A 26,507-nucleotide genomic window follows, 5' to 3' on the forward strand; every position below is an offset into this window, starting at 1 on the left:
CGGATTGCGCGGCGCGCCGGACACGGCGGCCCGGGACGATGCCCGGAGCCGCCGTTTCCGTCCGGCCGGCCGGTCAGACCCGCACGACCTTGCCGGGATTCATCAGGTTGTCGGGGTCGAGCGCCAGCTTGAGCTGGCCCATCACGGCATAGGCCTCCCCGGCCTCCTGGGCCAGGAACTCCATCTTGCCGTAGCCGACGCCGTGCTCGCCGGTGCAGGTGCCGCCCATCGCCAGGGCGCGGGCGACCATGCGGTCGTTCAGCCGCTTGGCCTCGGCCATCTCCTCCGGCTTGTCGGGATCGATGACGTAGACGAGGTGGAAGTTGCCGTCGCCGACATGGCCGACCATCGGGGCCAGCATGTTGGACTCGGCGAGGTCCTTCTTGGTCTCCAGGATGCAGTCGGCCAGCCGCGAGATCGGCACGCAGACGTCGGTCGGCCAGCCCTTGCTGCCGGGACGCAGCGCCAGACCGGCGTAATAGCCGTCGTGCCGCGCCTGCCAGAGGCGGGAGCGGTCCTCCGGCCGGGTCGCCCACTTGAACTCCATCCCGCCATGCTCGGCCGCGATGGCCTCGGCCATCTCCGCCTGCTCCTTCACGCCGGCCTCGGTGCCGTGGAACTCGAAGAACAGCGTCGGGGCGACCGGATAGTCGAGCTTGGAGTATTTGTTGACGGCATCCATCTGGACCTCGTCCAGCAGCTCGATGCGGGCGACGGGGATGCCGGACTGGATGGTCTGGATCACCGTGTTGACCGCGCCGCGGATGTCCTGGAAGGCGCAGACCGCCGACGAGATCGCCTCCGGAATGCCGTAGAGGCGCAGCGTCACCTCGGTGATGATGCCGAGCGTGCCTTCGGCGCCGACGAACAGGCGGGTCAGGTCATAGCCGGCCGCCGACTTGCGCGCCCGCCCGCCGGTCCTGATGATGCGGCCGTCGGCCAGCACCACGGTCAGCCCCAGCACATTCTCGCGCATCGTGCCGTAGCGCACCGCGTTGGTGCCGCTGGCCCGCGTCGAGGCCATGCCGCCCAGCGAGGCGTCGGCGCCGGGGTCGATGGGGAAGAACAGGCCGGTGTCGCGCAGATGCTCGTTCAGCCGCTTGCGCGTCACCCCGGCCTCGACCGTGACGTCGAGGTCGTCGGTGCTGACGCGCAGGATGCGGTTCATCCCCGACACGTCGATGCAGATGCCGCCGGCCAGCGCCGCGACGCCGCCCTCCAGCGAGGTGCCGGTGCCGAAGGGGATGATCGGCAGCTTGTGCTTCGCGCAGATGCGGACGATCGCCGCGACCTCCTCGGTCGACCGGGCGAAGGCCACGCCGTCCGGCGGGAAGGGCGCGTGGTAGGACTCGTCCTTCCCGTGATGCTCCCGTATGGGCCGGAGGTGCTGAACCGCTCGCCGAGAAGGGCCGTCAGGTCCGCCCGCGCGTCCTCGGTCAGGGCTGCGCGCGGGCGTGAGGTGGCGATAGCGGTCATCGGTCGTCTTGCTCCCCGTTCGACACTGGTTGGTATGACCAAACGAGGCTAAGGCGGCCGGGCGGAGCTTGGCAAGACGGGCCGTTGCAAGGCTGGGCTGCCGCGGGGCCCGTCCTCATGCCGCCGTCATGCCGCCCGGATCCGCGAGAGGAAGCCGTCCACCTCGTGGTTCAGCGATTCCGACTGGCGCGACAGCTCCTGGGCGGCCATCAGCACCTCGTTGCCGGCGACGCCGGTGTGGGTCGCCGCCTCGTTCAGGTCGGTCAGGCTGGCCGACACGCTCTGGGTGGCGCGCGAGGCGTGCTGGACCGAGCGGCTGATCTCGCTGGTCGTCGCGTTCTGCTCGGCGATGGCGCCGGAAATGGCGGTGGCGATCTCGTTCATCCGGGTGATGGTGCCGCCGATGCCCTGGATGGCGGTGACCGCGGTGCCGGTGACCGACTGCATGGCGGCGATCTGCGCGGCGATCTCCTCGGTCGCCTTGGCCGTCTGGTTGGCAAGGCTCTTGACCTCGCTGGCGACGACGGCGAAGCCCTTGCCGGCCTCCCCGGCCCGCGCCGCCTCGATGGTGGCGTTCAGCGCCAGCAGGTTGGTCTGGCTGGCGATCGAGTTGATCAGCGCCACCACCTCGCCGATGCGCTGGGCGGACTGGGCCAGCTCGCCGACCACGGCGTTGGTCTGTTCGGCCTCGCGCATCGCGGTGCCGGCGACCGCGGCGCTGTCCTCGACCTGGCGGGCGATCTCGGCGATGGAGGCGTTCATCTCCTCGATGGCGGCGGCGACGGCCTGCACGCTCTCCGACGTCTCGGCCGAGGCGGAGGCGGAGTTGGTCGCCTGATGCATCGCCCGGTCGGCGATGGAGGTCATGCCGCGGGCGGTGCTCTCCATCTCGGTCGCGGCGGCGGCGACCCCGCGCAGGATGCCGGAGACCGCGGCGTCGAACTCCTTCAGCATGGCGTCGCGCCGCTTGGCCTGCTCGATCGCCTGTTCGCGCTGCCGGTCCACCTGGGCCTGCAGCGCGCGGCCCTTGACGATCTCCTGCCGGAATCCCTCGACGGCGCGGGCGAGCTCGCCCACCTCGTCGCGGCGCTCCACCCCGCCGACCGGCTCGTCGATGCGGTTGGCGGCCATGCGCTGCACCTCGGCCATCAGGCGGCGCAGCGGCAGCACGATGCCGGTGCGCGACAGCAGGATGGAGACCGACAGGCCGACGGCGAGCGCCAGCAGCGCGGTGACCGCCAGGATCGCCTGCATGGTGCCGGCGAGGTCGAGCGCGGTGCTGGTGGCGGCCTCCGTCCGTTCGGCGACGGTGGTGTTGTAGGCCTTGACCGCGTCGGTCAGCGCCATCTGGGCGGTGCGGCTGCGCTGCAGCGCCTCCAGGATCATGGCGCGGTCGGCGCCGGGCCCCTTGGCGTTGAAGGCCTTCATGCTGTCGAGCAGGGCGCGCACGCTGGCGGCGTAGCTGGCGATGCCGCTGCGGATGGCGTCGAGCTGGCCCGGCCTGGCGGTGGCGGCCGACAGCTTGTCGACCCGGCCGGTCAGCTCGGCGATGCGGCGTTCGGCCTGATCGACGAACTTGGCGACCTGCGCGGGGTCGTTGCCCAGCTCATACTCCATGCGGCTGAGCGCGATGACGTCGATGCGCGTGTCGAAGGCTTCGAGCTGGACGCGCTGCGCCCCGACGAGATCGGCGATGGCCCGCTCGGCCGAGCGCAGCCCGTAGAACCCGGCCGCCGCGATGGCGACGGCGAACAGCCCGACGATGGCCGCCGAGACCGCCGTCTTGAGTTGGATTCCCCAGTTTCCCAGCATGATCCCCGATCCTCCGCCGCAGGACAGAGCCGGACCGGGACGGGGATCGCCCGGGGCATCGGGGATCCGCGGGGGCCGGTCGCGGCCGCGCTGAATCCCTTAAAGCATAGAAATGTTAATCCGATCTTATTTCTAGGTGAATTGTCCTATCTCCGGCTCTCTCGCCAATAGGAGAGGCAATAAAGCGGTATAGTTCTACCGCTGTAGTTTCGCGCGGCAAAACAACCGAAGGGTTCAACCTGCCGCCCCGCCAAGCCCACGGTGCGCCGTACTGATAGATACAGTTTTGCGCGCCGTCGAGCGAGTAATCGCCGCAGGCCGTCAGCCGGCGGGCGCCGCCGCGGCCACCGTGTCGGAGGTGGCGACGGCGATGACGGCGCAGGACCAGCCGGGCACCGCCGGCAGCCGGGTCGGCGAGGCGAGCGGCAGCGGGTCGCCGTCCGGGCCGGCGGCGCCCTTGCAGTTGGTCATGAACAGCGGGCCGTCCACCACATGGGCGGTGTAGCCGGACACGGCCAGCGCCTTGCCGCGCTCGGCGGCGACGGCGGGGTCCTGGTAGTATTCGATGACCAGATAGCCGTCGGTCATGGCAGTCCCTCGTCTGGTGGTCAGGGGTCTGGTGGTCAGGGGTCTGGTGGTCAGGGGTCTGGTGGTCAGGGGCCTTGCGGTCAGGAGGTGGGGCAGCGGCCGGCGAGCCAGCCGGTGATCGCCTTGGCGGTCAGCGGGTCGTTGACGAGGCGGCCGCGCAGCGTCTTCTCGTCGGGCGCATCCTGCAGCGCGGCGACGGCCGAGGCGGGGATCACCCCGGCCGCCTGCATCCCGGCGAGCGCGCTCTGCAGTTCCGCCTGGTCGACCGTCCGGTCGGGCTTCAGGAAGCAGCCCGCCGTCGCGCCGGCGCTCCGCATCCGCTCGACGGCGTCGAGCTGGGCGAGCGAGAGCGCCTGCTTGCCCTGCCGGTCGAAGATCGAGCGCACCTGCGGGTCGGCGGCGAGCGCCCTGGCGGCGCGGCCGGTGGCGATGAACTGGACGAGCCGGGTGCCGGTCCGGTCGAGCGTGCCGGTGGTCTGGTTCATGGTGATGGAGGCCAGCACCGGGGCGTAGCTGTCGGGCTGGCCGCTCGTCGGGTCGGCCTTGCGGAAGGGGATGACCGACGCCTCCTTGCGCCGGTAGCCCAGCACCAGGGCGTCCGGCAGGCCGGAGGCGGTGGCGAAGCCGACCTGCAGGCCGAGCGTGGTGGCGGTGCCGAAGGCGAGCAGCCGGCGCGTCCCGGTCAGCGCACCATCGGGCGGCACGGCGGCGGGATCGACACCGGTCACGATGTCGGCGGCGGCGCCGGTGGCGTAGAGCTGCCGGATCTTCGGCGAGAAGACCTCCAGGTCGGAGTCGAGATAGCCGACCGCCGAGGGAACGGCGCCGTCGTCCACATAGTCGGGGCCGATGAAACCCTCGCTCCGGTCATAGGCGATGCCGACCTGCCGGGTGGTGGCGTCGGCGTTCAGCCCGATGCTGGTGGAGGTGACGAAGACCGCCCGGTCCGTCGCGTCGCAGGCGGCGAGCGCGGCGAGGCAGCAGAGGGAGAGGGCCAAGCGGTTTTTGGCGCGACGGATCATGGCTGCGGCTCCTGCGCGGCGGTGGCGGCTGGTCGGGGGGTGAGGGCGCGGTCGAGCGCGAGCGGATCGCCGAGCACCAGCGCGTCGTCGCGCAGCAGGCCGCTGACCTCCCGGCTGTAGCCGAGCGACAGGTGCCCGCCCTGCGGACTGCTGCCGGCGGCGAGGCCGAGCGTCGTCACCTCCACCACCGAACCGGCGACAACCGGGCCGGAAGCGGGCGCCGCGGCATCCGGCGCGGCGATGGTCAGGGCGACGAAGCCGACGACATGCCGGTTGCCCGCCTCGTCGATGGAGGAATAGGAGCAGGCGGAGAGAGCCGGCACCACCAGGGACAGCAGGATCGGCGGCAGGAAGGCGATGCGCGCTGCGGTGTGCATGCGTATGTATTTTCTCGCGCTATGGTAGACGCGAGTGTAGCAGCCGGTTCGCGACTTGCAACCGGGCAGACGGGCGCCGCCACGCCCGCGACAATCGGTGCGGCGGGGAGACGGGGGAGACGGGGGAGACGGGGGGAGACGGGGGAACGGCGAGCGCCGTCCCCCGCCGGACGGCCGGTGCCCCCGCCCTATTCCGTCGGGCGCTCCGCGACGGAGCCGTAGCCGCCGCCGCCGGGGGTCTCCACCACCAGCACGTCGCCGGGGTTCATGCGGGTGCTGTCCTGCGGGCCGAGCTCCTGCGTCGTGCCGTCGACGCGCTGGACCCAGGTCCGGCCGGTCCTGGCGTCGGAGCCGCCCTTGAGGCCGAAGGGCGGGACCCGGCGGTGGTTGGAGAGGATGGCCGCGGTCATCGGCTCCAGGAAGCGCAGGCGCCGCACCACCCCGTCGCCGCCCCGCCAGCGTCCCATGCCGCCGGAGCCGCGGCGGATGCGGAAGCCCTCCACCAGGACCGGGAAGCGCCACTCCAGCACCTCCGGATCGGTGAGGCGGGAGTTGGTCATGTGGGTCTGCACGGCGTCGGTGCCGTCATAGCCCTCCCCGCGCCGGAACCGCCGCACACCGTCTCGTAATACTGGTGGCGGTCGTCGCCGAAGGTGACGTTGTTCATGGTGCCCTGGGCCGCCGCCATCACGCCCAGCGCGCCGAACATCGCGTCGGTGATGCACTGGCTGGTCTCCACGTTGCCGGCCACCACGGCGGCCGGGTAGGTCGGGGCCAGCATGGAACCCGCGGGGATCACGATGCGGATCGGGCGCAGGCAGCCCTCGTTCATCGGGATCTCGTCGTCCACCAGCGTGCGGAAGACGTAGAGCACCGCCGCGCGGCAGACCGCCGAGGGGGCGTTGAAGTTGCTGGGAAGCTGGGCGCTGGTGCCGGTGAAGTCGACGGTGGCGGAGCGCGTCCCGTGGTCGATGGCGATCGCCACCCGGATTTCCGCCCCGTTGTCGAGTTCCAGCCGGAAGCTGCCGTCGCGCAGCACGCCGATGGCGCGGCGCACCTGCTCCTCGGCATTGTCCTGGACGTGGCGCATGTAGGCGCGCACCGTCTCCAGCCCGAACTGCTCGACCATGCGGTGCAGCTCGCGGACGCCCTGCTCGTTGGCGGCGATCTGCGCCTTGAGGTCGCCGAGGTTCTGGTCGGGGTTGCGCGCCGGCCAGGAGCCGGCGGTGAACAGCTCGCGCAGCTCCGCCTCGCGGAAGGTGCCGCCCTCGACCAGCGGGACGCAGTCGAGCAGCACGCCCTCCTGCTCGATCCGGGTGCTGTCGGGCGGCATCGAGCCGGGGGTGGTGCCGCCGACGTCGGCATGGTGGCCGCGCGAGGCGACGTAGAACAGCAGGTCCCTGCCCGTCCCGTCGAAGACCGGGGTGATGACCGTGATGTCCGGCAGGTGCGTGCCGCCGTGATAGGGATCGTTGAGGGCGTAGACGTCGCCGGGCTTCAGCGTGTCCTTCCTGCGCTCGATCACCGTGCGCACGCTCTCGCCCATCGAGCCGAGATGGACCGGCATGTGCGGCGCGTTGGCGATCAGCCCGCCGTCCACGTCGAACAGGGCGCAGGAGAAGTCCAGCCGCTCCTTGATGTTCACGGAATGGGCGGTCTTCTCCAGCGTCAGGCCCATCTGCTCGGCGATGGACATGAAGAGGTTGTTGAAGACCTCCAGCATCACCGGATCGACCTTGGTGCCGACCGCGACGCGCTGGGGCAGAGCCTCGATCCGGGTGAGGACGAGGTGGTTGCGCCGGGTGATCTCGGCCATCCAGCCGGGCTCCACCACCGTGGTGGCGATGGCTTCGCGGATCACCGCCGGACCGACGACGCGGTTGCCGGGCGAGAGATGGGCGCGGTCGTAGACCGGCGCCTCGCGCAGCCTGCCGCCGGTGTGGAGGCGCACGGTGGCGAGCCGGCGCGGCAGCACGCCGGTGACCTCGCCGGCCAGCGGGTCGTCGATGCCGTCGGTGCGGCCGACCGCCTCGACCGAGACCGCCTCGACCACCAGCCGCTTGCCCGGCATGAGGAAGCCGAAGCGCTGGCGGTGCGCCGTCTCGAAGGCGGCGACCATCTCCTGCCGCGTGCCGAAGGGCACGGTCAGCGCGCTGTCCGCCCCCTCCACCTTGATGTGGGCCTTGGGGTGGAGCTCCTGCCGGTCCTCCGCGATGCCCTGGCGGGTCAGCTCGGCCCGGCCCTCCTCGCCGAGGCGGGCGATGGCGGTGGCGAGCGGCTCCATCAGCGCGTCGTCCAGCGGCGCCTCCACCGCGCGCTCGCGGATCGCCAGCGTGTCGGCGAGGCCGATGCCGTAGGCCGACAGCACGCCGGCATGGGGATGCAGGAAGACCCGCGTCATGCCCAGCGCGTCGGCCACCAGGCAGACATGCTGCCCCGCCGCCCCGCCGAAGCCGTTCAGCGTGTATTGCGTGACGTCGTAGCCGCGCTGCACCGAGATCTTCTTGATGGCGTTCGCCATGTTGTCCACGGCGATGCGCAGGAAACCCTCCGCCACCTCGTGGGGGGTCATCTGCGTGCCGAGCGCCGCGTTGACCTCTTCGGCCAGCGCCTGGAAGCGGACCCGCACCACCTCGGCGTCGAGCGGCTCGTCGCCGTCGGGACCGAAGACCTTGGGGAAGAAGGCGGGCTGCAGCTTGCCGACCATCACGTTGCAGTCGGTGACGGTCAGCGGGCCGCCGCGGCGGTAGCAGGCCGGCCCGGGATTGGCCCGGCGCTTTCCGGCCCGACGCGGAAGCGCGTGCCGTCGAAGACGCACAGCGAGCCGCCGCCGGCCGCCACGGTGTGGACGTTCATCATCGGCGTGCGCACCCGCACCCCGGCCACCATGGTGTCGAAGGCGCGCTCGTACTCGCCGGCATAGTGGCAGACGTCGGTGGAGGTGCCGCCCATGTCGAAGCCGATGATCCGGTCGAAGCCGGCCAGCGCCGCGGTGCGCACCGCCCCGACCACGCCGCCCGCCGGTCCGGAGAGGATGGCGTCCTTGCCCTGGAAGCGGTGGGCGTCGGTGAGGCCGCCGTTCGACTGCATGAACATCAGCCGGACATTGCCCAGCTCGCCCGCCACCCGGTCGACGTAGCGGCGCAGGATCGGCGAGAGGTAGGCGTCGACCACCGCGGTGTCGCCGCGGCCGACCAGCTTCATCAGCGGGCTGACCTGATGGCTGACCGAGACCTGGGTGAAGCCGATGTCGCGGGCGATCGCCGCCACCTGCAACTCGTGCTCCGGATAGCGGTAGCCGTGCATCAGCACGACGGCGGCGGAGCGGTAGCCCTGGATGAAGGCCTCCTGCAGGCCGCGGCGCACGGTGTGGACGTCCACCGGCCTCAGCACCGTGCCGTCGGCGCGCAGCCGTTCCGGCACCTCGATCACGCGGTCGTAGAGCGGCTGCGGCAGGGTGATGCGGCGGGCGAAGATCTTCGGCCGCGCCTGGTAGCCGATGCGGAGCTGGTCGCCCAGCCCCTCGGTCACCAGCAGCACCGTCCGCTCGCCCTTGCGCTCCAGCAGCGCGTTGGTGGCGACGGTGGTGCCCATCTTCACCACCTCGACCGCCTCGGCCGGGATGGCGTCCTCCGGCTTCAGGCCGAGCAGGTCACGGATGCCCTGGACCGCGGCGTCGGCGTAGCGCTCCGGGTTCTCCGACAGCAGCTTGTGCGTCAGGACGGCGCCGTCGGGCCGCCGCGCCACGATGTCGGTGAAGGTGCCGCCGCGATCGATCCAGAACTGCCACCGCCCCGCCTTGTCCGTCATGATCCAGCCCTTTGCTCTCCAGCCGTCCGGGCGACCGTCGCGCCCTTGGGCGTGGGAGTGTGGCGATCCGGGACGGAAGGTCAACCCTCAGCGCCGTCCATCTCTTCCGAGGCGGCATTCCGCTATCTTCAAGCGTAATCATCCATGCAAGACCACTATAAGGAGTATTCCACGCATATGCACTACGTTTACAAGAGTTTCTCGAAAATATAAAACCGACAGTCCGCATTGCCCGCGGAGTCATGAAGAGAAAAGGGCGTCATAATGGCTGACAAGTTCTTTACCTGGAATTCGCAGGGCGATTTTCTGACAGTGCCCAAAAGTCGGGTAGTCAATGACCTTCTCAATGGCGGTTGCGCGGTGGGAATGATCCAGGAGGGTGGCGCAGCCAACGACTCCAGAGCGATATCCGCCATCCGGCGCGTCATCAGTGTCCGCAGTATCGCCGTCGGATCCAGTGTCGGAGCCTTCACCGACCGCTGCACCAACTATGTCCTGTCCTCAGGCACAGGGACCGCAGTGACACTTGCCACCGTCGGCGGCGGAGTCGCCGGAAGGACGGCCGCCGCACTCCAGATCCGTGACACGCTATATGTATCTTGGCACTCGACGGCGTCCGCGACGGACAATTCGGACACGTCACAGCTTCTTCGCGAGTGCCTGGGCCTGGTCAGAAGCCAAAGCTGCAGCCGTGTCGTCATCGGCGGCGATTTCAACACGGACAAGAGAACCCTCGCCACGGTGTGCGCATCCGCCGGCAGGACACGCAGCGGCAGCGGAATACCGATCACGCTCCATGTGCCGCCGGGACCGACACACAGCAGCGACAACACCCTCGATTACTTCGTCGTCATCGGAACGATGGAGGGCAAGCTGCGTCCCAGGATCGAGGTCGTCCGGGTCGACCCCAGTGACCACAACCCTGTCCGCATCTCCTTTCCGTAAGGTCGGTCCCGCCGCGGCCCTCACGCCGCGAGGCGGCGGTCCGGGTCGGTGGAGAAGCGGTCGAGCATGGCGTTGACGGCGCCGGCGCCGTCCTCCAGCGCCTCGGTGGCGTAGGAGAACTGGTTGGGGCGCGGCAGGTCGAAGCTGGCGTGGAACTCGCCGGCCTCCATCTGCAGCCGGGCGCCGAAGCGGCGGCAAAGCGCCCGCATCCGCACATTGTCGGCCAGGCAATGCATGTGCAGCGTCCGGATGCCGCGGTTGCGCGCCACGGTCAGCATGCGGCGGACCAGCGTGCTGCCGACGCGCATGCCCTGCAGCTCCTTCTCGACGCTGATGCCGACCTCGGCCTCGTCGGGCCACAGGACGCGGTCGGTGCACAGCTCCGCGGCACCGCGCAGCTCGTTGCGGACGAAGGCGCCGATCAGCACGGTGCGGCTCCAGTCGATCGACTCGCAGTGCCGCTCGATGGTCTGGTCGGAAACGGTTCCGGTGAACCGCGCGTAGCGGTCGGTCCGATCCAGCCGCAGAAGATGCGCCCGATAGCGCGGCAGCTCGGCCGGAAGGAGTTTACGGAACACTGGCATGGCTCTCGCTCGACGGTAATTCGAAGACACGTCACGCACGATGCAAGAGCGTTTGACCTCCTGGTCGGACAGAGCGGGAGCTGGCCGGCGTCGCCGGATGCCGCCTCGTCTTATGCTGCATTGCAACATATGCCGGGCCGGGCAAAGCTCAAGCGCGACGAAAGGGCAAGGGGCCTGTCCGATAGGTCATGTTGCAGCGCGGCAACAGTTGGACGGGCGGGGGTGCGGTCTCTATCCTGTGCGCGGCGGCGGAAGCCGCGGGTCTGCGGGGTGAAGGGAACGGCCATGAGCATCTGGGGAAAGATCCTGGCGACGGCGGCGGGCTTCGCGCTCGGCGGGCCGCTCGGCGGTCTGGCGGGGGCGGTCGCCGGCCATGCGGTGGACCGGCTGCGCGGCAGCGGGGAGACGGCCGAGTCGGCCGCGGCCCCCGCCGCGAGCAGGGACGGCCGGACCCCGCGGGAGCCGCACCCCGCCACCCGCACCGTCGCCTTCACCATCGGCGTCATCGCGCTGGCGGCCAAGATGGCGCGGGCCGACGGGGTGGTGAAGCGGGTGGAGGTCGACACCTTCAAGCGGCTGTTCCGCGTCCCGCCGGAGGAGCTGGAGACCGTCGGCCGCGTCTTCGACCGCGCCCGCCGCGACACCCACGGTTTCGAGGAGTATGCCGCCCAGATCGCCCGGCTGTTCGAGGACCGCCACGCGGTGCTGGAGGAGCTGCTGGACAGCCTGCTGATGATCGCCGAGGCCGACGACGAGCTGCATGCCGAGGAGGTCGCCTATCTGCGCCGGGTGGCGGAGATCTTCGGCTTCGGCGCGGCGGAGTTCGACCGCATCCTGGCCGGCCACCATATGGCGGGCATGCCCGGCGACGACGACCCTTTCCATGTGCTGGGCGTGGCGCACGGCGCCGACGACGCGACGGTGAAGGCGGCGCACCGCCGGCTGGTCCGGGAGCATCATCCCGACCGGCTGATCGCCGAGGGCCTGCCGCAGGAATTCATCGACCTGGCGACCCGGAAGATCGCCGCGGTCAACGCCGCCTACGACCGCATCCGCAAGCAGCGCGGCAGCCTGCAGGCGCCCGCGGAGCGGGGGGCCGCGAAATAAGGGGCAACCGCCTACATACGTATTCCTATGGTTGTAAATTCTATCTCCTCTTCTCGTCTTATGACGTAGGATGCGGGTGACCGGCGGCGCTGGGCGCCGCTTCCGCCAGGGAGGAGAGAGACAGGATGGTCCGCCCGCTTGCCCGCAGAACGGCAGCCCTTGCCGCCTTCATCCTAATGGGAGCCGCCACCGGCATCGCCGCCGCCCAGACCGCCGCCCCCCAGACCGCCGCCCCCAGATGGCGGCACCCCAGACGGCGGCACCCCAGATGGCGGCCGGCCAGCGGCCGGGCAGCGCCACCGCCCCGCTCGTGCTGGGCGAGACGCTGACCCTGACGCTGGGCGGCGCCGCGCTGAACGGGCAGCCCTGCTCCACGGTGGCGACGACGCTGAACGGCCAGTCGCTGGTGCTGGTCGTCAACGGCCAGACGATTCCCGGCGCCGGCGCGGTCTTCGAATGCTCCGCCGCCGGCGAGCTGCTGGGCAGCGCCTCCACCTCCATCGCCGGCAACGACGACGCCGCGCAGCAGCGGCGCACCGCCTGGCAGAACGCCTTCGACGGCTTCTTCAGCCTGGGCAAGGTGGTGCCGGTCAAGGCGGCCTTCGGCCCGGCGACCGGCGGCATCTCCACCGCCGTGCAGACGGTCCATGTCAAGGGGGCGGGCGGCCGCGACCTGATGGCCGCCGCCGTCTGGGCCGTCGCCATCGCCGCGCTGTTCATCGCCGGCTTCCTGACGCGCTTCGGCCGCGACCCGATGCCCAAGCCGGTGGAGGGCGTGCCGCTGCCGGCCGGCTACAGCCGTCCCTACAGCCTGTCGCGCTTCCAGCTCCTGTGGTGGAGCGCCATCGTCATCGCCTGCTATGCCGGGATCGTCACGGTGACCGGGTCGATGAACACGGTCACCACCGGCACCATGGCGCTGATGGGGATCGTCGGCGGCACCTCCGTGCTCGCCGCCTTCCAGGACAACCGGCCGAGCCCGGACGACGACCGCCGCGCCGCCTTCATCACGCAGTATCTCGCCGCCGCCCAGGCCAGCCCGCCGGACAGCGGCGCCATGAAGACCGCCCTGGCGGAGATCTATCCCAGCTCGCAGGGCTGGCTGTCGGATCTGGTCAGCGACGCCCACGGCTACAGCATCCACCGTTTCCAGCTCCTGGTCTGGACGATCGTGCTGGGGCTGACCTTCCTCTACGAGGTCACCCGCACGCTGGGCATGCCGGAGCTGTCGACCGAGCTGCTGGCCCTGACCGGCATCAGCAACGGCACCTATTTCGGCTTCAAGGTGCAGGAGCAGCAGGTGGCGACCCCGCCGCAGGGCGCGGCGGCCGGCGGCACCTAGGACCGGGCGGGGGGCGGGCGGCGGCGGACCCCGCGCAACCCCGCCCCCCGGATTTGACCGTCGCGGGAAGCGGGGCGGGCGCGGTATAAGTCCGCCCGTCCCGCAATCCACCGCTTCGGTCCATGGCACCTCCCGCACCCATCACCGCACTCCAGGGCGTCTCCGTCACCTTCGGCGGGCGCCCGCTGTTCGAGGGCATCGACCTGTCCATCGGGCGGGGCGACAAGGCCTGCCTGGTCGGCCGCAACGGGTCCGGGAAATCCACGCTGATGAAGGTGCTGGCCGGGATGGTCCATCCCGACGCCGGCACCGTCTTCACCCAGCCCGGCGCGCGCATCGCCTATCTGCCGCAGGAGCCCGACTTCACCGGCTGCGCCACCGTGCACGACTATGTCGCCGGCGGCCTGCCGGCCGGCGAGCAGGACGAGGCGCACCGGGTCGACGCCGTGCTCGACCGGCTGCAGGTGGCGGGCGACCGCGACCCGCGCACGCTGTCGGGCGGCGAATCGCGCCGCACCGCGCTGGCCCGCACGCTGGTCGGCAACCCCGACGTGATGCTGCTGGACGAGCCGACCAACCATCTCGACCTGCCGACCATCGAGTGGCTGGAGGAGGAGCTTCTGGCCTATCGCGGCGGGCTGCTGCTGATCAGCCACGACCGCGCCTTCCTCAACCGGCTGGCGCGGCGCACCCTGTGGCTCGACCGCGGCACGGTGCGGGCGACCGACCGCGGCTTCTCGGAATTCGAGGTCTGGCAGGCCGAGGTGTTCGAGGCGGAGGAGATCGCCGCCCAGAAGCTGGACCGCAAGATCGATTCGGAGATGAAGTGGCTGCGCGAGGGCATCTCGGCCCGGCGCACCCGCAACATGGGCCGCGTGCGCGCCCTGCTCGACCTGCGCACGGAGCGGTCGGAGCGCATCAAGGGCGGCCAGCAGGCCAAGCTCGCCATCGCCGAGGCCGAGCGCGGCGGCCGGCTGGTGATCGAGGCGGAGGGCATCTCCAAGGGCTTCGACACGGCGGCGGGGCGCAAGACCATCGTCAGGGGCTTCTCCACCCGCATCCTGCGCGGCGACCGCGTCGGGCTGATCGGCCCCAACGGCGCCGGCAAGTCCACCCTGCTGAAGATGCTGACCGGCCAGCTCGCCCCCGACGAGGGGACGGTGCGGCTCGGCACCAACCTGGAGACCGCCTATTTCGACCAGCGCCGCGAGGGGCTGGATCCGGAGGACACCATCCGCCGCGTGCTCTGCCCGTTCGGCGGCGACGCGGTGGTGGTCAACGGCCAGTCGCGCCACGTCGCCGGCTACATCCGCGACTTCCTGTTCGACACCCGGCAGCTCGACAGCCCGGTGAAGGCGCTGTCGGGCGGCGAGCGCAACCGGCTGCTGCTGGCCCGGCTGTTCGCCAAGCCCAGCAACATGATGATCCTGGACGAGCCGACCAACGACCTCGACATGGACACGCTCGACCTGCTGGAAGAGGTGCTGGGCGACTATCAGGGCACGCTGCTGCTGGTCAGCCACGACCGCGACTTCCTCGACCGGCTGGTGACCAGCACCATCGCGCTGGAGGGCGACGGCACCGCCACCGAATATGCCGGCGGCTATTCCGACTATCTGGTGCAGCGGCCGGAGCGCAAGGCGGCGGCCCCCGCCGCCGCGGCCAAGCCGAAGCCCGCCGCCGCCGTGGCCCCGGCCAAGCCGCGCGGCAAGCTGAGCTACAAGGACCAGCGCGAGCTGGACGAGCTGCCGGCCCGCCTGGACAGGCTGGCCGCCGAGGTGGCGAAGCTGGAGGCGGCGCTGGCCGACCCGGACCTGTTCGCCCGCGACGCCGCCAGGTTCCAGAAGACGTCGGATCAGCTCCAGGCCAAACAGGCCGAGCTGTCGGTGGCGGAGGAACGCTGGCTGGAGCTGGAGGCCCTGCGCGAGGAGCTGGAAGGCGGCCGGCCGTGACGCTGCGCCATTCGCTGCAGGCCCTGCTGGTGATGGCGCTGTGGGGCCTGAACTTCGTGGTGGCGAAGTGGGGGCTGGCGGAGTTCCCGCCGCTGTTCATCATGTTCCTGCGCTTCACGCTGGTGGCGCTGCTGCTGGTGCCCTTCGCCCGCGTCCCGCGCGGCCGCATGCTGCCGATCGCCGCCCTGTCGGTGACGCTGGGCACCGTGCATTTCCCGCTGATGTTCAACGGGCTGACCGGCATCGACGCCGCCACCGCCTCGCTGGCGGCGCAGGCGCAGGTGCCCTTCTCGTCGCTGCTGGCGGCGGTGGTGTTCAAGGACAAGCTGGGCTGGCGCCGCGCGCTCGGCATGTCCACCGCGCTGGCCGGGATCGCGGTGATCGCCGGGGAGCCGCGGCTGGGCGACGCCCTGCCCTCGCTGTTCATGATCCTCGGCGCCAGCCTCGCCTTCGCGGTCGCCAGCATCCAGATGAAGAAGCTGGGCGGGCTGGACGGCTTCGCGCTGAACGGCTGGATGGCGCTGATGGCGGCGCCGCAGCTCCTGATCCTGTCGCTTCTGCTGGAGCACGGGCAGATCGAGGCGGTGCGCGGCGCCTCCGCCTGGGGCTGGTCGGCCATCGTCTACATGGCGGTGGTGGTGACGATCGTCGCCTATGGCCTGTGGTACCCGCTGCTGCGCCACTACGACGTCAACCAGACCATGCCCTATCTGCTGACCGTGCCGGTGTTCGGCGTGGCGGCGGGGGTGGCGCTGATGGGCGACCCGGTGACGCTGAACCTGGCGATCGGCGGCGCCTTGACCATCGGCGGCGTGGCGGTGATCGTGAAGCGCCGGCCGGCGACCGTGAACAAGCGGGTGACGAACCCCACATGAAGACGATCCCCCTGCCCTCTCCCAACCATGGTCCGCGGGCGGACGGGGCGCGGATCGAGCTGCTGATCCTGCATTACACCGGCATGCCGACGGCGGGGGACGCGCTGCGCCGGCTGTGCGACCCCGACGCCCAGGTCAGCGCCCACTATACGGTGGACGAGGACGGCACCGTCTACGCCCATGTGCCGGAGGAGCGCCGCGCCTGGCATGCCGGGCTGTCGCGCTGGCGCGGGCGGGACGACGTCAACAGCCGTTCGCTGGGGATCGAGATCGTCAATCCCGGCCACGAGTTCGGCTACCGTCCCTTCCCCGCCGCGCAGATGGCGGCGGTCGCCGGGCTGTGCCGCGACCTGATGGGCCGGCATGGCATCGCGCCGGCCGACGTGCTGGGCCACAGCGACGTCGCCCCCGGCCGCAAGGAGGATCCGGGCGAGCTGTTCGACTGGCCGGGCCTCGCCGCCGCCGGCATCGGGCTGTGGCCCGCGCCGACCCGGGAGGACGACGGCCCCTGCGACGCCGCCGGGGTGGCGGCCCTGCTGGGACGCTATGGGTACGACGCCGCGGATCCGCGGGCGCTGCTCGCCTTCCAGCGCCATTTCCACCCCGACCGGCTGACCGGGACGCCCGACCCCGAGACGGTGCGCCGCCTGCGCGCCCTGCTGCGCCTGACTGGGCGGTGACGCCCCCCTCGCCGAGTCCCGCCGCCTCACCTATCATATGGGGGGAGCGATACGGAGGTGCGGCATGTCGACCCTGGCCCTGAAGCGCATGACGGTGGACGAGTTCCTGCTGTGGGACGACGGGACCGGCGCGCGCCATGAACTGATCGACGGCGTGCCGGTGGCGATGGCGCCCAGCTACGGCGCCCATCAGATCATCGCCGGGAACCTCGCCATCGAGATCGGCGGAGCCCTGCGCAAGCGCCCGCCCTGCCACGTCCGGTCCGAGGCCGGCATCCTCAAGCCGAACAGCGTCCGCAACTGGTTCCAGGCGGATCTCGCGGTCACCTGCACGCCGCACCGGCATGGCCAGTACGAGACGCCGGACCCGGTGGTGGTGGTCGAGGTGCTGTCCCACTCCACCCAGGACCACGACCGCAAGGTGAAGCTGCCGGTCTACCGCTCGATCCCCTCGGTGCAGGAGATCCTGCTGGTCCACAGCGAGCTGCTCTATGTCGAGCTGCACCGCCGGGTGGACGGCACCCGCTGGCTGACCGAGCTGCTGGTCGAGGAGGCCGACCTGCTGCGGCTGGAGAGCATCGCGGTGGAGATCCCGCTGGCGGCGCTGTATGCGAACGTCGATCTGGGCGCGGACGCCGGCCCCGGGGCCGTTCCGGGAGCCGATCTCGGCGCCGCTCCTGGAACGCCCCCCGCCTGACGGTTTGGCGGCGGGGGCGATTTGGGATTTGCCCCCACGGGCCGGACGCTATATGAACGCCGGGCCAGACGGCCGGATGGCCGCCTTCGGGTCACACCGGGGGAGGAAAGTCCGGGCTCCACGGAAACACGGTGCCGGCTAACGGCCGGCGGGGGCGACCCAGGGAAAGTGCCACAGAAAGCAAACCGCCGGCGCCTTGGCGCCGGTAAGGGTGAAAGGGTGCGGTAAGAGCGCACCGCGTCCCCGGCAACGGGGATGGCACGGTAAACCCCACCGGGAGCAAGACCGAATAGGGGCGGCCCGGCCGCCCGTCCTTCGGGACGGGACGGGGCCAAGCGCGTTTCCGCGCCGCCGCCCGGGTTGGTCGCGCGAGGCGTCGGGTAACCGGCGTCCCAGATGAATGGCCATCGCCCGGCCCCTCGGGGTTGGGACACAGAACCCGGCTTACAGGCCGTCTGGCACTTCTTTTCCCATTTCATCCCACCCCGACACCACCGCAAGCCCGGACTCCGCGGGCCCGCGGCCTGTCCGGCCGCCGGAAGGCCGGTCCCATGGGTGCGGCATGGGACAGGACGGGACGCAGGCGGCCTGGGCCGGCAGTCCTCGGCCGAGGCAAAAGCCCGAGTCCCGCGCCGGCCGGTCCTATCGGCCCAATTCTGTGCTGGTGTGTGCCCTGCAATCCACATTTTCCCCAGAACAATCCACAGGCGGTGGATAACTGTGGGGCGTTTTCCCATGCCGTCCCATGCCAGCCCTGGCCCATGGGTGCCTTCGGCGTACCCCCGTGGGCGATCGGGATTCGCTGACGGATACCCCTGCCCGGCAGGATTATGGGAAGGCATAATGGGAACAAAGAGTGAATATCTGTGGATAAACTTTTCCACATGCCACCAAGCTGCTGGATTCTTGCCGACATCGGCGGAAACCGGACACCTACTTACCGGTGGACAACTGCACTGGTGAAAAGTCTTGACACTCCAAATTGAATACTGGGGGGGCCGTTGACGCCCATGCCATCCCATGCTATCCCAAGACAGCCCATTCAAGGGGGATCCCACCCACTCGGGGTAAACCCGCGGGACGGATCAGGATGGGCGCGGAGCTAGCACGGGGGGAAGACCCGTGCCGGGGGATAGCTGGGGGAGACTTCCGGGCCGATGGCCGTTTTCCTGTCCACATACGTCAATAAGGTTGACAGGAAAGGACGCGTCTCCATCCCGGCGCAGTTCCGGCAGTCGCTTGCCAAAACCTCGTCCCCCAACACCGTCTATCTCTGGCCCTCCCTGAACCATCAGGCGCTGGAAGGCGCCGACCAGGACTATCTCGACGTGCTGTCCGAGAGCCTCGAGTCCCCCGACCTCGACGCGGACGAGCGCGACATGATCGAGACCTTCATCTTCGGCAAGCTCGTCCCCGTCTCCCTCGACGCCGAAGGTCGAATCGTCCTGCCGCGCGAGCTGGCGGAATTCGCCGGCATCGCCGAGGAGGCCTCCTTCATCGGCCGCCGCAAGACCTTCCAGATCTGGGAACCCGAAGCCCTCAAGGCCCACGAGGCGGCGCTGCGCGAGCAGGTCGTGCGCAAGGACATCTCGCTGAGCCAGATCGTCGCCAAGGCCCAGCGCGGCCGGGCAGGGGAGGGCGCATGACCGCTTCCGTCGCCGCTCCCCACATCCCGGTCCTGCTGGCCGAGGTGATCGCGGCCCTCTCGCCGCGTGACGGCGGCGTCTATGTCGACGGCACCTTCGGGGCCGGCGGCTACACCCGCGCGATTCTCGAATCGGCCGACTGCCGCGTCTGGGGCATCGACCGCGACCCCGCCGCCATCGCCCGCGGCATCGCCCTGGCCCAGGCCTTCCCCGGCCGGCTGGAGATGATCGAGGGCCGCTTCGGCGACATGGCCGGTCTGCTGGCCGACCGCGGGGTGAGCGCGGTGGACGGCGTGGCGCTCGACGTCGGCGTCTCCTCCCCGCAGATCGACGAGCCGGAGCGCGGATTCTCCTTCCGCTTCGACGGCCCGCTCGACATGCGGATGGGACGCGACGGGCCGACCGCCGCCGACGTCGTCAACGGCGCCGACGAGGGCGAGCTGGCCGACATCATCTTCCATTACGGCGAGGAGCGGATGGCGCGCCGCGTCGCCCGCGCCATCGTCGCCGCCCGCCGCGAGGCGCCGATCGAGCGCACCGGCCGGCTGGCGGAGATCGTCCGCTCGGTGGTGCCGCGCGGCAAGGGCGACGCCATCGACCCGGCCACCCGCACCTTCCAGGGCCTGCGCATCCATGTGAACGACGAGCTGGGCGAGCTGCGCCGCGGCCTCGCCGGGGCCGAATCGCTGCTGAAGCCCGGCGGCCGGCTGGCCGTCGTCTCCTTCCATTCGCTGGAGGACCGCGAGGTGAAGGCGTTCCTGAAGGACCGCTCCTCGCCGCCGCCCTCCCCGTCCCGCCACACGCCCGCGGCCCCGGCCGCGGCGCGGTCCCCATCCTTCCGCCTGCTGACCCGCAAGCCGGTGTCCCCCGGCGAGGCGGAAGCACACGCAAACCCCCGCGCGCGATCCGCCCGGCTGCGCGCGGCCGAACGTACCGAGGCCCCGGCCTTCCCGGCGCCCGGCAAGGAGGCGGCATGAAAGGCAAGACCTGGCTGTTCTGGGGTGGCCTGATCGCCACCGCCGGCGGCGTGCTGTTCCAGACCAGCTACGAAGTGCAGGAGCTGGAGGAGAAGCTCGCCTCGGTGAACCGCAGGATCGTGGCGGAGCAGGAATCCATCCAGGTCCTGAAGGCCGAGTGGAGCTTCCTGAACGAGCCCACCCGGCTGGAGACCCTGGCGCGCAGCCACATGGCCCTGCAGCCGGTGGAGGCGCGGCAGTTCGCCTCGCTCGACATCATCCCGATGCGCCCGGCCCCGGCCGTGGCGCCCGAGCCGGCGCTGCCCCCCGCCCTGCTGCCGCCGCCGGCCGGCGTGCCGATGGTGCGCGCGCCGCAGGGCGGCCCGGCCCAGCAGCCGGCCGTCGCCGGCCTGCCGAACGCGCCGCGCCCCGCCGCCGCTCCGAACGCCGCTCCGAACGCCGCTGCGGTCGCCGCCGCCAGGGCCGCCGACCCGGCCGGCAAGCCGGCGATCATCCCGGCCGCCGCCACCCCGGCCAAGCCGGCGCCGATCAAGCCGTCCGCGCTGGTGCCCGCCACCGCCAAGGCCCCTGCCCCGCCGGCCGCCGAGCGCCGGCAGGAGACGGCCCCGGCGGGCAAGCTGCCGGCCAACGCGCCGCTGCCCTCGCTGAACCGGCCGACCGACGTCGCCGCCATGCCGCCCAAGCCGGCCGCCACCCAGACCGCCGGCACCCAGACCGCCGGCACCCAGACCGCCTACGTGCCGAAACCGACGGACAGCCTGGGCCTCCTGGTCGCCCGGCTGGGAGCCAACCGATGATCCAGCCGCCGCCCGGCTTCGAACCTGCGCACGACGCCTATGCGCCGCCCCCGGTCGCCAAGCCGCGGACGTCGCTGACGGTTGCGCTGGAACAGACCAGGCACCGGCTGCTGGTGACCGCCGCGGTGGTCACCGTGGTGTTCTCGGCGATCGGCGTGAAGCTGGTCGCCGCGACGATCTTCAACGGCGGCGGCGAGCCGCGGCAGCACCAGGCGCTCGACCTCGACGGGACGACCGCCAACCGCGCCGACATCGTCGACCGCAACGGCAACCTGCTGGCGACCTCGCTCGCCACCCAGTCGCTCTACGCCGACCCCAAGCTGATCAGCCGGCCGGAGGAGGTGGCGCGCAAGCTGGTCACCGCCCTGCCCGAGCTGGACTACAAGGATCTGCTCGGCAAGCTGAGCGGCGAGAAGCGGTTCGTCTGGATCAAGCGCAACCTGACGCCCAAGCAGCAGGCGCAGGTCCACCGGCTCGGCCTGCCCGGCGTCTATTTCGAGCGGGAGGAGCGGCGATTCTACCCGGCCGCCAACCTGACGGCCCACGTGGTCGGCTATACCGGCGTCGACAACAACGGGCTGGCCGGCATCGAGCAGAGCCAGAACAAGCGGCTGGTCGAGAATCCGGGCGAGCCGCTGCGGCTGTCGATCGACCTCAGGCTGCAGCACATCCTGAAGAAGGAGCTGACCGCCACCGTCCAGGAATTCAACGCCATCGGCGCCGCCGGCATCATCTACGACATCCGCACCGGCGAGGTGCTGGCGATGAACTCGCTGCCGGACTTCGACCCGCACGAGCCGATCACCGACGCCGACCCGACGCCCAATCCCGACCCGTCGAGCAAGCCGACCTTCAACCGGGCGACGCTCGGCGTCTACGAGATGGGCTCCACCTTCAAGATCTTCAACACGGCGATGTCGCTCGATTCCGGCAGGATCCGGGTGTCGGACAGCTTCGACGCGTCGAAGTCGATCCAGGTCGGCCGCTTCAGCATCAGCGACTATCACAACCTGCACCGCGCGCTGACGGTGGCGGAGGTGTTCCAGCATTCCTCCAACATCGGCTCCGTGCGCATGGCGCTGACGGTGGGCGTCGCGGCCCAGCGCGCCTTCATGGCGAAGATGGGCTTCATGAAGCCGACGGCGCTGGAGCTGCCGGAGAACGGCTGGCCGCTGGTGCCGAACCCGTGGCGCGAGATCAACACCATGACGATCTCGTTCGGCCACGGCATCTCGGTCAGCCCGATGCACACGGTGGCGGCGGCGGCCTCGACCATCAACGGCGGCATCTTCCATCCCCCGACCATCCTGAAGCGGGAGCCGGGGACGGAGATTCCGGGCGAGCGCGTGCTGTCGCAGCAGACCTCCGACATGATGCGGCGCCTGTTCCGCTTCGTGGTGACCGAGGGCACCGCCAAGTCGGCCGGCGTCAAGGGCTACGTCGTCGGCGGCAAGACCGGCACGGCCGACAAGCAGAAGGGCCGCCACTACCAGAAGAACTCGCGCATGTCGTCCTTCCTGGGGGCGTTCCCCATGCACGACCCGCGCTACATCGTGTATGTCCTGGTCGACGAGCCGAAGGGCACCAAGCAGACCTACGGCTTCGCCACCGGCGGCTGGGTCGGCGCCCCGGCGGTCGGCCGCATCGTCAGGCAGATCGGCCCGCTGCTGAACGTGCCGACGGTGGATGAATCCTCGCCGGAGATCCTCGCCGCCACCTACCTGAACGCCGCCGGCTCGACGCAGTACCTCCCCCCGCCTCCTGCCCCCACGCCCCAGCCGAAGGGAAGCACCGTTGCGTCTGTCCCACCTCCTGGAAAACCGCGCTGACGTTCCCGCCGGAACGCCCGACCCGGACGTGACCGGGCTGACCGCCGACAGCCGCGCGGTCAGGCCCGGTTTCGTGTTTGCGGCCCTGCCCGGCACCAGGGCGGACGGCCGCGGGTTCATCGCCGACGCGCTGTCCAGGGGGGCCGCCGCCGTGCTGGCGCCCGCCGGGACGGTGCTGCCGGCCGGCGCCGCGGCGGTGCTGGTGGAGGACGCCAACCCGCGCCTGGCCTTCGCGCGGATGGCCGCGGCCTTCCACGGCCACCGCCAGCCCGGCACCGTGGTGGCGGTCACCGGCACCAACGGCAAGACCTCCACCGTGCAGTTCGTGCGCCAGATCTGGGAGCATATGGGCAACCGGGCGGCCAGCCTCGGCACGCTCGGCCTGATCGCGCCGGGCATGGGCGGCTATGCCGCGATGACCACCCCCGACCCGGTGGCGCTGCACGCGCAGCTCGCCGCCGTCAGGGACGCGGGCATCGACCATCTGGCGATGGAGGCCTCCAGCCACGGGCTGGACCAGTTCCGGCTGGACGGGGTGCGGCTGGCGGCGGCCGGCTTCACCAACCTGACGCGCGACCATCTCGACTATCACGGCAGCATGGAGGCGTACCGCGACGCCAAGGCCATGCTGTTCGACCGCGTGCTGCCGCCCGGCGGCACGGCGGTGCTGAACGCCGACAGCGATCATTTTTCCCATTACGCCGCCATTTGTACCAACCGCGGCCACCGCGTCCTGGGGTACGGTCTGGCCGGTCGCGAGCTCCGGGTGAACGGGGTCGAGCCGCTGGCGCACGGCCAGCGCCTGGACCTGACGGTTCTGGGCCGCGATCTCACCATCGACCTGCCCCTGGCGGGCCGCTTCCAGGCGTGGAACGTGCTGTGCGCGCTCGGCCTGGTGATCGGCTCCGGCGGCGACCGCGACGGCGCGCTGGACGCCCTTCCGCTGCTGGAGGGCGTGCAGGGACGTCTTCAGCACGTCGCCACCCATCCCAGCGGGGCGGCCGTCTATGTGGACTTCGCCCATACGCCCGACGCGCTGGAGACGGTGCTGCGGGCGTTGCGGCCACATGCCGGCCGCAATCTGGTGGTGGTGTTCGGCTGCGGCGGCGACCGCGACCGCGGCAAGCGTCCGGTGATGGGCGAACTGGCCGGCCGTCTGGCCGACCGGGCGATCGTCACCGACGACAACCCGCGGACCGAGGACCCGGCCTTCGTCCGTTCGGAGGTCCTGGCCGGGGCCCCGGACCGTCTGGAGGAGATCGGCGACCGGCGCGAGGCGATCCGCGCCGCCGTCCGCGGCCTTCGGGCGGGCGACCTTCTGGTCGTCGCCGGCAAGGGCCACGAGCAGGGACAGACCATCGGCACCGAGGTCCGGCCGTTCGACGACGCGACCGAGGCAAGGGCTGCCGTAGCGGAGGTTGGAGGAGCATGAGCGAGCAGGCGAAGCCCGTTCTTTGGACCGCCCGGGATGCGGCGGCGGCCACCAATGGCCAGGCGACGCGCCCCTGGACCGCCACCGGCGTGTCGATCGACAGCCGGAAGGTGGCGCCGGGCGACCTGTTCGTCGCGCTGAAGGGGCCGAACTTCGACGGCCACGACTTCGTCGCCGGGGCGCTGGAGGCCGGGGCCGCCGCCGCCATGGTGAGCGCGGTGCCGGCCGGCGTGCCGGGCGACGCGCCGCTGCTGGCGGTGGAGGACACGCTGGCGGCGCTGGGCGACCTCGGCACCATGGGCCGGCTGCGCTGCCGGGCCCGCGTGATCGGCGTCACCGGCTCGGTCGGCAAGACCGGCACCAAGGAGGCGCTGCGCCACGTCCTGTCGGCGCAGGCGGCGACCTACGCCACCGAGGGGAGCCTGAACAACCACTGGGGCGTGCCGCTGTCGCTGGCCCGCCTGCCGGCCGACAGCGCCTACGGCGTGTTCGAGCTGGGGATGAACCACGCCGGCGAGCTGGGACCGCTGTCGCGGCTGGTGAAGCCCGACGTCGCCCTCATCACCACGGTCGAGGCGGTCCATCTGGAGTTCTTCGACAGCGTCGAGGCCATCGCCGACGCCAAGGCCGAGATCTTCGAGGGCATGAGCCCCAACGGCATCGCCGTGCTGAACCGCGACAACCCGCATTTCGGCCGGCTGCTGGCCGCCGCGCGGACGCAGGGCCTGTCGCGCATCTGGAGCTTCGGCAGCCATGCCGACGCCGAGGCGCGGCTGGTCGACGCCTCGCTGCACGCGACCTGCAGCGCCGTCACCGCCGTCATCAAGGGCGAACGGCTGCAGTATTCGCTGGCGCTGCCCGGCCGGCACTGGGTGATGAACAGCCTGGGCGTGCTGCTGGCGGCCAGGGCGCTGGGCGCCGACGTGGCCGCCGCGGCGCGCGCGCTGTCCTCGCTGCAGCCGGTCAAGGGCCGCGGCACGCGCAGGCGCATCCAGACCGCGCGCGGCGCCTTCACCCTGATCGACGAGAGCTACAACGCCAGCCCGGCCGCCATGGCGGCGACCTTCGAGGTGCTGGGCAAGATCGACCCCGGCGCCGGCGGGCGCCGCGTCGCCGTGCTGGGCGACATGCGGGAGCTGGGCGAGCGCGCCGACGCGCTGCATGCCGGCCTCGCCGAGCCGCTGCGCGCCGCCCATGTCGACACCGTCTACTGCTGCGGCCCGCACATGCGCGCCCTGTTCGACCGGCTGCCCGCCGCGATGCGCGGCGGCTGGAGCGAGACGAGCGCCGGGCTCGCCCCCATCGTCGCCGACGCCGTGCGCGGCGGCGACGTGGTGGTGGTCAAGGGCTCGCTCGGCAGCCGCACCGGGCTGGTCGTCGAGGCGCTCGCCGCGCTCGACACCATCCTCTCAACCCAATCGGACCCTGCTGCCCCGGCCGCCTCGGCCGCCGCGACGCGAGGCTGACGCCGGAATGCTCTACAACCTCCTCTTCCCCCTCGCTGACGTCTTCAGCCCGTTCAACCTGTTCCGGTACCTGACCTTCCGGACCGGCGGGGCGGTGCTGACCTCGCTGGTCATCAGCTTCCTGTTCTTCCCGCGCCTGATCGCGTGGCTGAAGTACAAGCAGGGCGAAGGGCAGCCCATCCGCAGCGACGGGCCGGAGTCCCATTTCAAGAAGAAGGGCACGCCCACCATGGGCGGCCTGATGATCCTGATCGCCGTGACGGTCAGCACCGTCCTGTGGGCGGACGTCACCAACGCCTATATCTGGATCGTGCTGATGGTCACCATCGGCTATGGCCTGATCGGCTTCGGCGACGATTTCCTGAAGCTGACCAAGCGCAACACCAAGGGGCTGTCGGGCCGCTTCCGCCTGGGCTGGGAGATCGCCATCGGCGTCGTCGCCTCGGCGGCCATCATGTGGGTGTCGGCCCCGCCGCTGTCGGGCGGCGTCGCGGTGCCCTTCGTGAAGGACTTCCTGGTCCAGCTCTCCTGGTTCTTCATCCCGTTCGGCGCCTTCATCATGGTCGGCGCCTCCAACGCGGTGAACCTGACCGACGGGCTGGACGGGCTCGCCATCGTGCCGACGATGATCGCGGCGGGCTGCTTCGGCCTGATCGCCTATCTGACCGGCAACGCGATCTTCGCCAACTACCTGCAGATCCACCATGTGCCCGGCGCGGGTGAGCTGACCGTGATTTGCGGAGCGCTGGTAGGTGCGGGACTCGGATTCCTCTGGTACAACGCGCCCCCCGCCATGGTCTTCATGGGCGACACGGGCTCGCTCTCGCTGGGCGGAGCCTTGGGCGCCATCAGCGTGGTCACCAAGCACGAGATCGTGCTGGCGATCATCGGCGGGCTGTTCGTGTTGGAAACGGTATCGGTCATCGTGCAGGTCGCGTCGTTCAAGCTCACGGGCAAGCGGGTCTTCCGCATGGCCCCGCTGCACCATCATTTCGAGAAGAAGGGCTGGGCGGAGCCGACGGTGGTGATCCGCTTCTGGATCATCGCCTCGATCCTGGCGCTGGTCGGCCTTTCCACCCTCAAGCTGCGGTGA

19 protein-coding genes, 1 other RNA gene and 2 pseudogenes are annotated in these 26,507 nt (G+C 70.9%); 15 read left to right on the forward strand and 7 right to left on the reverse strand.

Going from position 1 to position 26,507, the window contains the following annotated elements:
• Window positions 1-73 precede the first annotated feature (73 nt).
• From DEW08_RS15850 to DEW08_RS15880, 6 genes and pseudogenes are all read right to left on the reverse strand, one after another.
• Window positions 74-1,476: pseudogene (locus tag DEW08_RS15850) on the reverse strand (FAD-binding oxidoreductase).
• A 126-nt stretch (window positions 1,477-1,602) separates the two neighbouring features.
• Window positions 1,603-3,288, reverse strand: coding sequence for a methyl-accepting chemotaxis protein (locus DEW08_RS15855; protein WP_109328712.1), 1,686 nt, complete (start codon window positions 3,286-3,288; stop codon window positions 1,603-1,605).
• A 321-nt stretch (window positions 3,289-3,609) separates the two neighbouring features.
• On the reverse strand, window positions 3,610-3,876 hold the full coding sequence (locus DEW08_RS15860) for a hypothetical protein (RefSeq protein ID WP_109328714.1): 267 nt from the start codon (window positions 3,874-3,876) through the stop codon (window positions 3,610-3,612).
• Between the two features lie 80 nt (window positions 3,877-3,956).
• A complete protein-coding gene (locus DEW08_RS15870; RefSeq protein WP_109328716.1) occupies window positions 3,957-4,898 on the reverse strand; it encodes a hypothetical protein in 942 nt (313 codons plus the stop codon).
• Window positions 4,895-5,275, reverse strand: coding sequence for a hypothetical protein (locus tag DEW08_RS15875; protein ID WP_109328718.1), 381 nt, complete (start codon window positions 5,273-5,275; stop codon window positions 4,895-4,897). The genes DEW08_RS15870 and DEW08_RS15875 overlap by 4 nt, the downstream gene beginning before the upstream one ends.
• Window positions 5,276-5,463: 188 nt before the next feature.
• A pseudogene (locus DEW08_RS15880) lies at window positions 5,464-9,085 on the reverse strand (hydantoinase B/oxoprolinase family protein).
• A 264-nt stretch (window positions 9,086-9,349) separates the two neighbouring features.
• Between DEW08_RS15880 and DEW08_RS30750 the strand changes: the two are divergent.
• Entirely contained in the window at window positions 9,350-10,030 is a 681-nt protein-coding gene (locus tag DEW08_RS30750) for an exonuclease/endonuclease/phosphatase family protein (RefSeq protein ID WP_146214693.1), read from the forward strand.
• A gap of 20 nt (window positions 10,031-10,050) precedes the next feature.
• Here DEW08_RS30750 and DEW08_RS15885 read toward each other — a convergent pair whose 3' ends face one another.
• Entirely contained in the window at window positions 10,051-10,614 is a 564-nt protein-coding gene (locus DEW08_RS15885) for a GNAT family N-acetyltransferase (protein WP_109328720.1), read from the reverse strand.
• A gap of 285 nt (window positions 10,615-10,899) precedes the next feature.
• Here DEW08_RS15885 and DEW08_RS15890 point away from each other — a divergent pair, with 285 nt between their 5' ends.
• From DEW08_RS15890 to mraY, 14 genes are all read left to right on the forward strand, one after another.
• The gene (locus DEW08_RS15890; RefSeq protein WP_109328722.1) at window positions 10,900-11,721 is read left to right on the forward strand and encodes a TerB family tellurite resistance protein; all 822 of its coding nucleotides are present in this window, start codon (window positions 10,900-10,902) and stop codon (window positions 11,719-11,721) included.
• 238 nt (window positions 11,722-11,959) lie between these two features.
• Complete coding sequence (locus tag DEW08_RS15895; RefSeq protein WP_146214694.1) at window positions 11,960-13,063, forward strand: hypothetical protein; 1,104 nt, start codon at window positions 11,960-11,962, stop codon at window positions 13,061-13,063.
• A gap of 122 nt (window positions 13,064-13,185) precedes the next feature.
• The gene (locus DEW08_RS15900) at window positions 13,186-15,015 is read left to right on the forward strand and encodes an ATP-binding cassette domain-containing protein (RefSeq protein WP_109328726.1); all 1,830 of its coding nucleotides are present in this window, start codon (window positions 13,186-13,188) and stop codon (window positions 15,013-15,015) included.
• Complete coding sequence (locus tag DEW08_RS15905; RefSeq protein ID WP_109328728.1) at window positions 15,012-15,890, forward strand: DMT family transporter; 879 nt, start codon at window positions 15,012-15,014, stop codon at window positions 15,888-15,890. The genes DEW08_RS15900 and DEW08_RS15905 overlap by 4 nt, the downstream gene beginning before the upstream one ends.
• Window positions 15,887-16,570, forward strand: a complete 684-nt coding sequence (locus DEW08_RS15910) for an N-acetylmuramoyl-L-alanine amidase (RefSeq protein ID WP_109328730.1) — start codon at window positions 15,887-15,889, stop codon at window positions 16,568-16,570. The genes DEW08_RS15905 and DEW08_RS15910 overlap by 4 nt, the downstream gene beginning before the upstream one ends.
• Before the next feature lie 64 nt (window positions 16,571-16,634).
• Complete coding sequence (locus DEW08_RS15915; protein WP_168220376.1) at window positions 16,635-17,267, forward strand: Uma2 family endonuclease; 633 nt, start codon at window positions 16,635-16,637, stop codon at window positions 17,265-17,267.
• Between the two features lie 64 nt (window positions 17,268-17,331).
• An RNA gene (rnpB, locus tag DEW08_RS15920) (RNase P RNA component class A) lies at window positions 17,332-17,730 on the forward strand.
• A 694-nt stretch (window positions 17,731-18,424) separates the two neighbouring features.
• Window positions 18,425-18,913, forward strand: coding sequence for a division/cell wall cluster transcriptional repressor MraZ (locus tag DEW08_RS15925; RefSeq protein WP_109328735.1), 489 nt, complete (start codon window positions 18,425-18,427; stop codon window positions 18,911-18,913).
• Entirely contained in the window at window positions 18,910-19,890 is a 981-nt protein-coding gene (gene rsmH / locus DEW08_RS15930) for a 16S rRNA (cytosine(1402)-N(4))-methyltransferase RsmH (RefSeq protein WP_109328737.1), read from the forward strand. The genes DEW08_RS15925 and rsmH overlap by 4 nt, the downstream gene beginning before the upstream one ends.
• On the forward strand, window positions 19,887-20,687 hold the full coding sequence (gene ftsL, locus DEW08_RS15935; protein WP_109328739.1) for a cell division protein FtsL: 801 nt from the start codon (window positions 19,887-19,889) through the stop codon (window positions 20,685-20,687). The genes rsmH and ftsL overlap by 4 nt, the downstream gene beginning before the upstream one ends.
• Window positions 20,684-22,516 (forward strand): peptidoglycan D,D-transpeptidase FtsI family protein, encoded by a 1,833-nt coding sequence (locus DEW08_RS15940; protein WP_109328741.1) that lies wholly within the window; start codon window positions 20,684-20,686, stop codon window positions 22,514-22,516. The genes ftsL and DEW08_RS15940 overlap by 4 nt, the downstream gene beginning before the upstream one ends.
• Window positions 22,482-23,948: a UDP-N-acetylmuramoyl-L-alanyl-D-glutamate--2,6-diaminopimelate ligase gene (locus tag DEW08_RS15945; RefSeq protein WP_109328743.1), complete on the forward strand. Its 1,467-nt coding sequence runs from the start codon at window positions 22,482-22,484 to the stop codon at window positions 23,946-23,948. The genes DEW08_RS15940 and DEW08_RS15945 overlap by 35 nt, the downstream gene beginning before the upstream one ends.
• Window positions 23,945-25,414, forward strand: a complete 1,470-nt coding sequence (locus DEW08_RS15950) for a UDP-N-acetylmuramoylalanyl-D-glutamyl-2,6-diaminopimelate--D-alanyl-D-alanine ligase (protein ID WP_109328745.1) — start codon at window positions 23,945-23,947, stop codon at window positions 25,412-25,414. The genes DEW08_RS15945 and DEW08_RS15950 overlap by 4 nt, the downstream gene beginning before the upstream one ends.
• Before the next feature lie 7 nt (window positions 25,415-25,421).
• Entirely contained in the window at window positions 25,422-26,507 is a 1,086-nt protein-coding gene (gene mraY / locus DEW08_RS15955; RefSeq protein WP_109328747.1) for a phospho-N-acetylmuramoyl-pentapeptide-transferase, read from the forward strand.

Source organism: Azospirillum thermophilum (assembly GCF_003130795.1).
GTDB lineage: Bacteria > Pseudomonadota > Alphaproteobacteria > Azospirillales > Azospirillaceae > Azospirillum > Azospirillum thermophilum.

Bases quoted from the DNA above. Each gene is read 5' to 3' on its own strand.
- ftsL (WP_109328739.1), top strand. From the start codon at position 19,887: ATGAAAGGCAAGACCTGGCTGTTCTGGGGTGGCCTGATCGCCACCGCC.
- DEW08_RS15915 (WP_168220376.1), top strand. From the start codon at position 16,635: ATGTCGACCCTGGCCCTGAAGCGCATGACGGTGGACGAGTTCCTGCTG.
- DEW08_RS15855 (WP_109328712.1), bottom strand. From the start codon at position 3,288: ATGCTGGGAAACTGGGGAATCCAACTCAAGACGGCGGTCTCGGCGGCC.
- DEW08_RS15910 (WP_109328730.1), top strand. From the start codon at position 15,887: ATGAAGACGATCCCCCTGCCCTCTCCCAACCATGGTCCGCGGGCGGAC.
- DEW08_RS15895 (WP_146214694.1), top strand. From the start codon at position 11,960: ATGGCGGCACCCCAGACGGCGGCACCCCAGATGGCGGCCGGCCAGCGG.
- DEW08_RS15870 (WP_109328716.1), bottom strand. From the start codon at position 4,898: ATGATCCGTCGCGCCAAAAACCGCTTGGCCCTCTCCCTCTGCTGCCTC.
- DEW08_RS15950 (WP_109328745.1), top strand. From the start codon at position 23,945: ATGAGCGAGCAGGCGAAGCCCGTTCTTTGGACCGCCCGGGATGCGGCG.
- rsmH (WP_109328737.1), top strand. From the start codon at position 18,910: ATGACCGCTTCCGTCGCCGCTCCCCACATCCCGGTCCTGCTGGCCGAG.
- DEW08_RS15925 (WP_109328735.1), top strand. From the start codon at position 18,425: ATGGCCGTTTTCCTGTCCACATACGTCAATAAGGTTGACAGGAAAGGA.
- DEW08_RS15940 (WP_109328741.1), top strand. From the start codon at position 20,684: ATGATCCAGCCGCCGCCCGGCTTCGAACCTGCGCACGACGCCTATGCG.
- DEW08_RS15900 (WP_109328726.1), top strand. From the start codon at position 13,186: ATGGCACCTCCCGCACCCATCACCGCACTCCAGGGCGTCTCCGTCACC.
- DEW08_RS15890 (WP_109328722.1), top strand. From the start codon at position 10,900: ATGAGCATCTGGGGAAAGATCCTGGCGACGGCGGCGGGCTTCGCGCTC.
- DEW08_RS15860 (WP_109328714.1), bottom strand. From the start codon at position 3,876: ATGACCGACGGCTATCTGGTCATCGAATACTACCAGGACCCCGCCGTC.
- DEW08_RS30750 (WP_146214693.1), top strand. From the start codon at position 9,350: ATGGCTGACAAGTTCTTTACCTGGAATTCGCAGGGCGATTTTCTGACA.
- DEW08_RS15875 (WP_109328718.1), bottom strand. From the start codon at position 5,275: ATGCACACCGCAGCGCGCATCGCCTTCCTGCCGCCGATCCTGCTGTCC.
- mraY (WP_109328747.1), top strand. From the start codon at position 25,422: ATGCTCTACAACCTCCTCTTCCCCCTCGCTGACGTCTTCAGCCCGTTC.
- DEW08_RS15885 (WP_109328720.1), bottom strand. From the start codon at position 10,614: ATGCCAGTGTTCCGTAAACTCCTTCCGGCCGAGCTGCCGCGCTATCGG.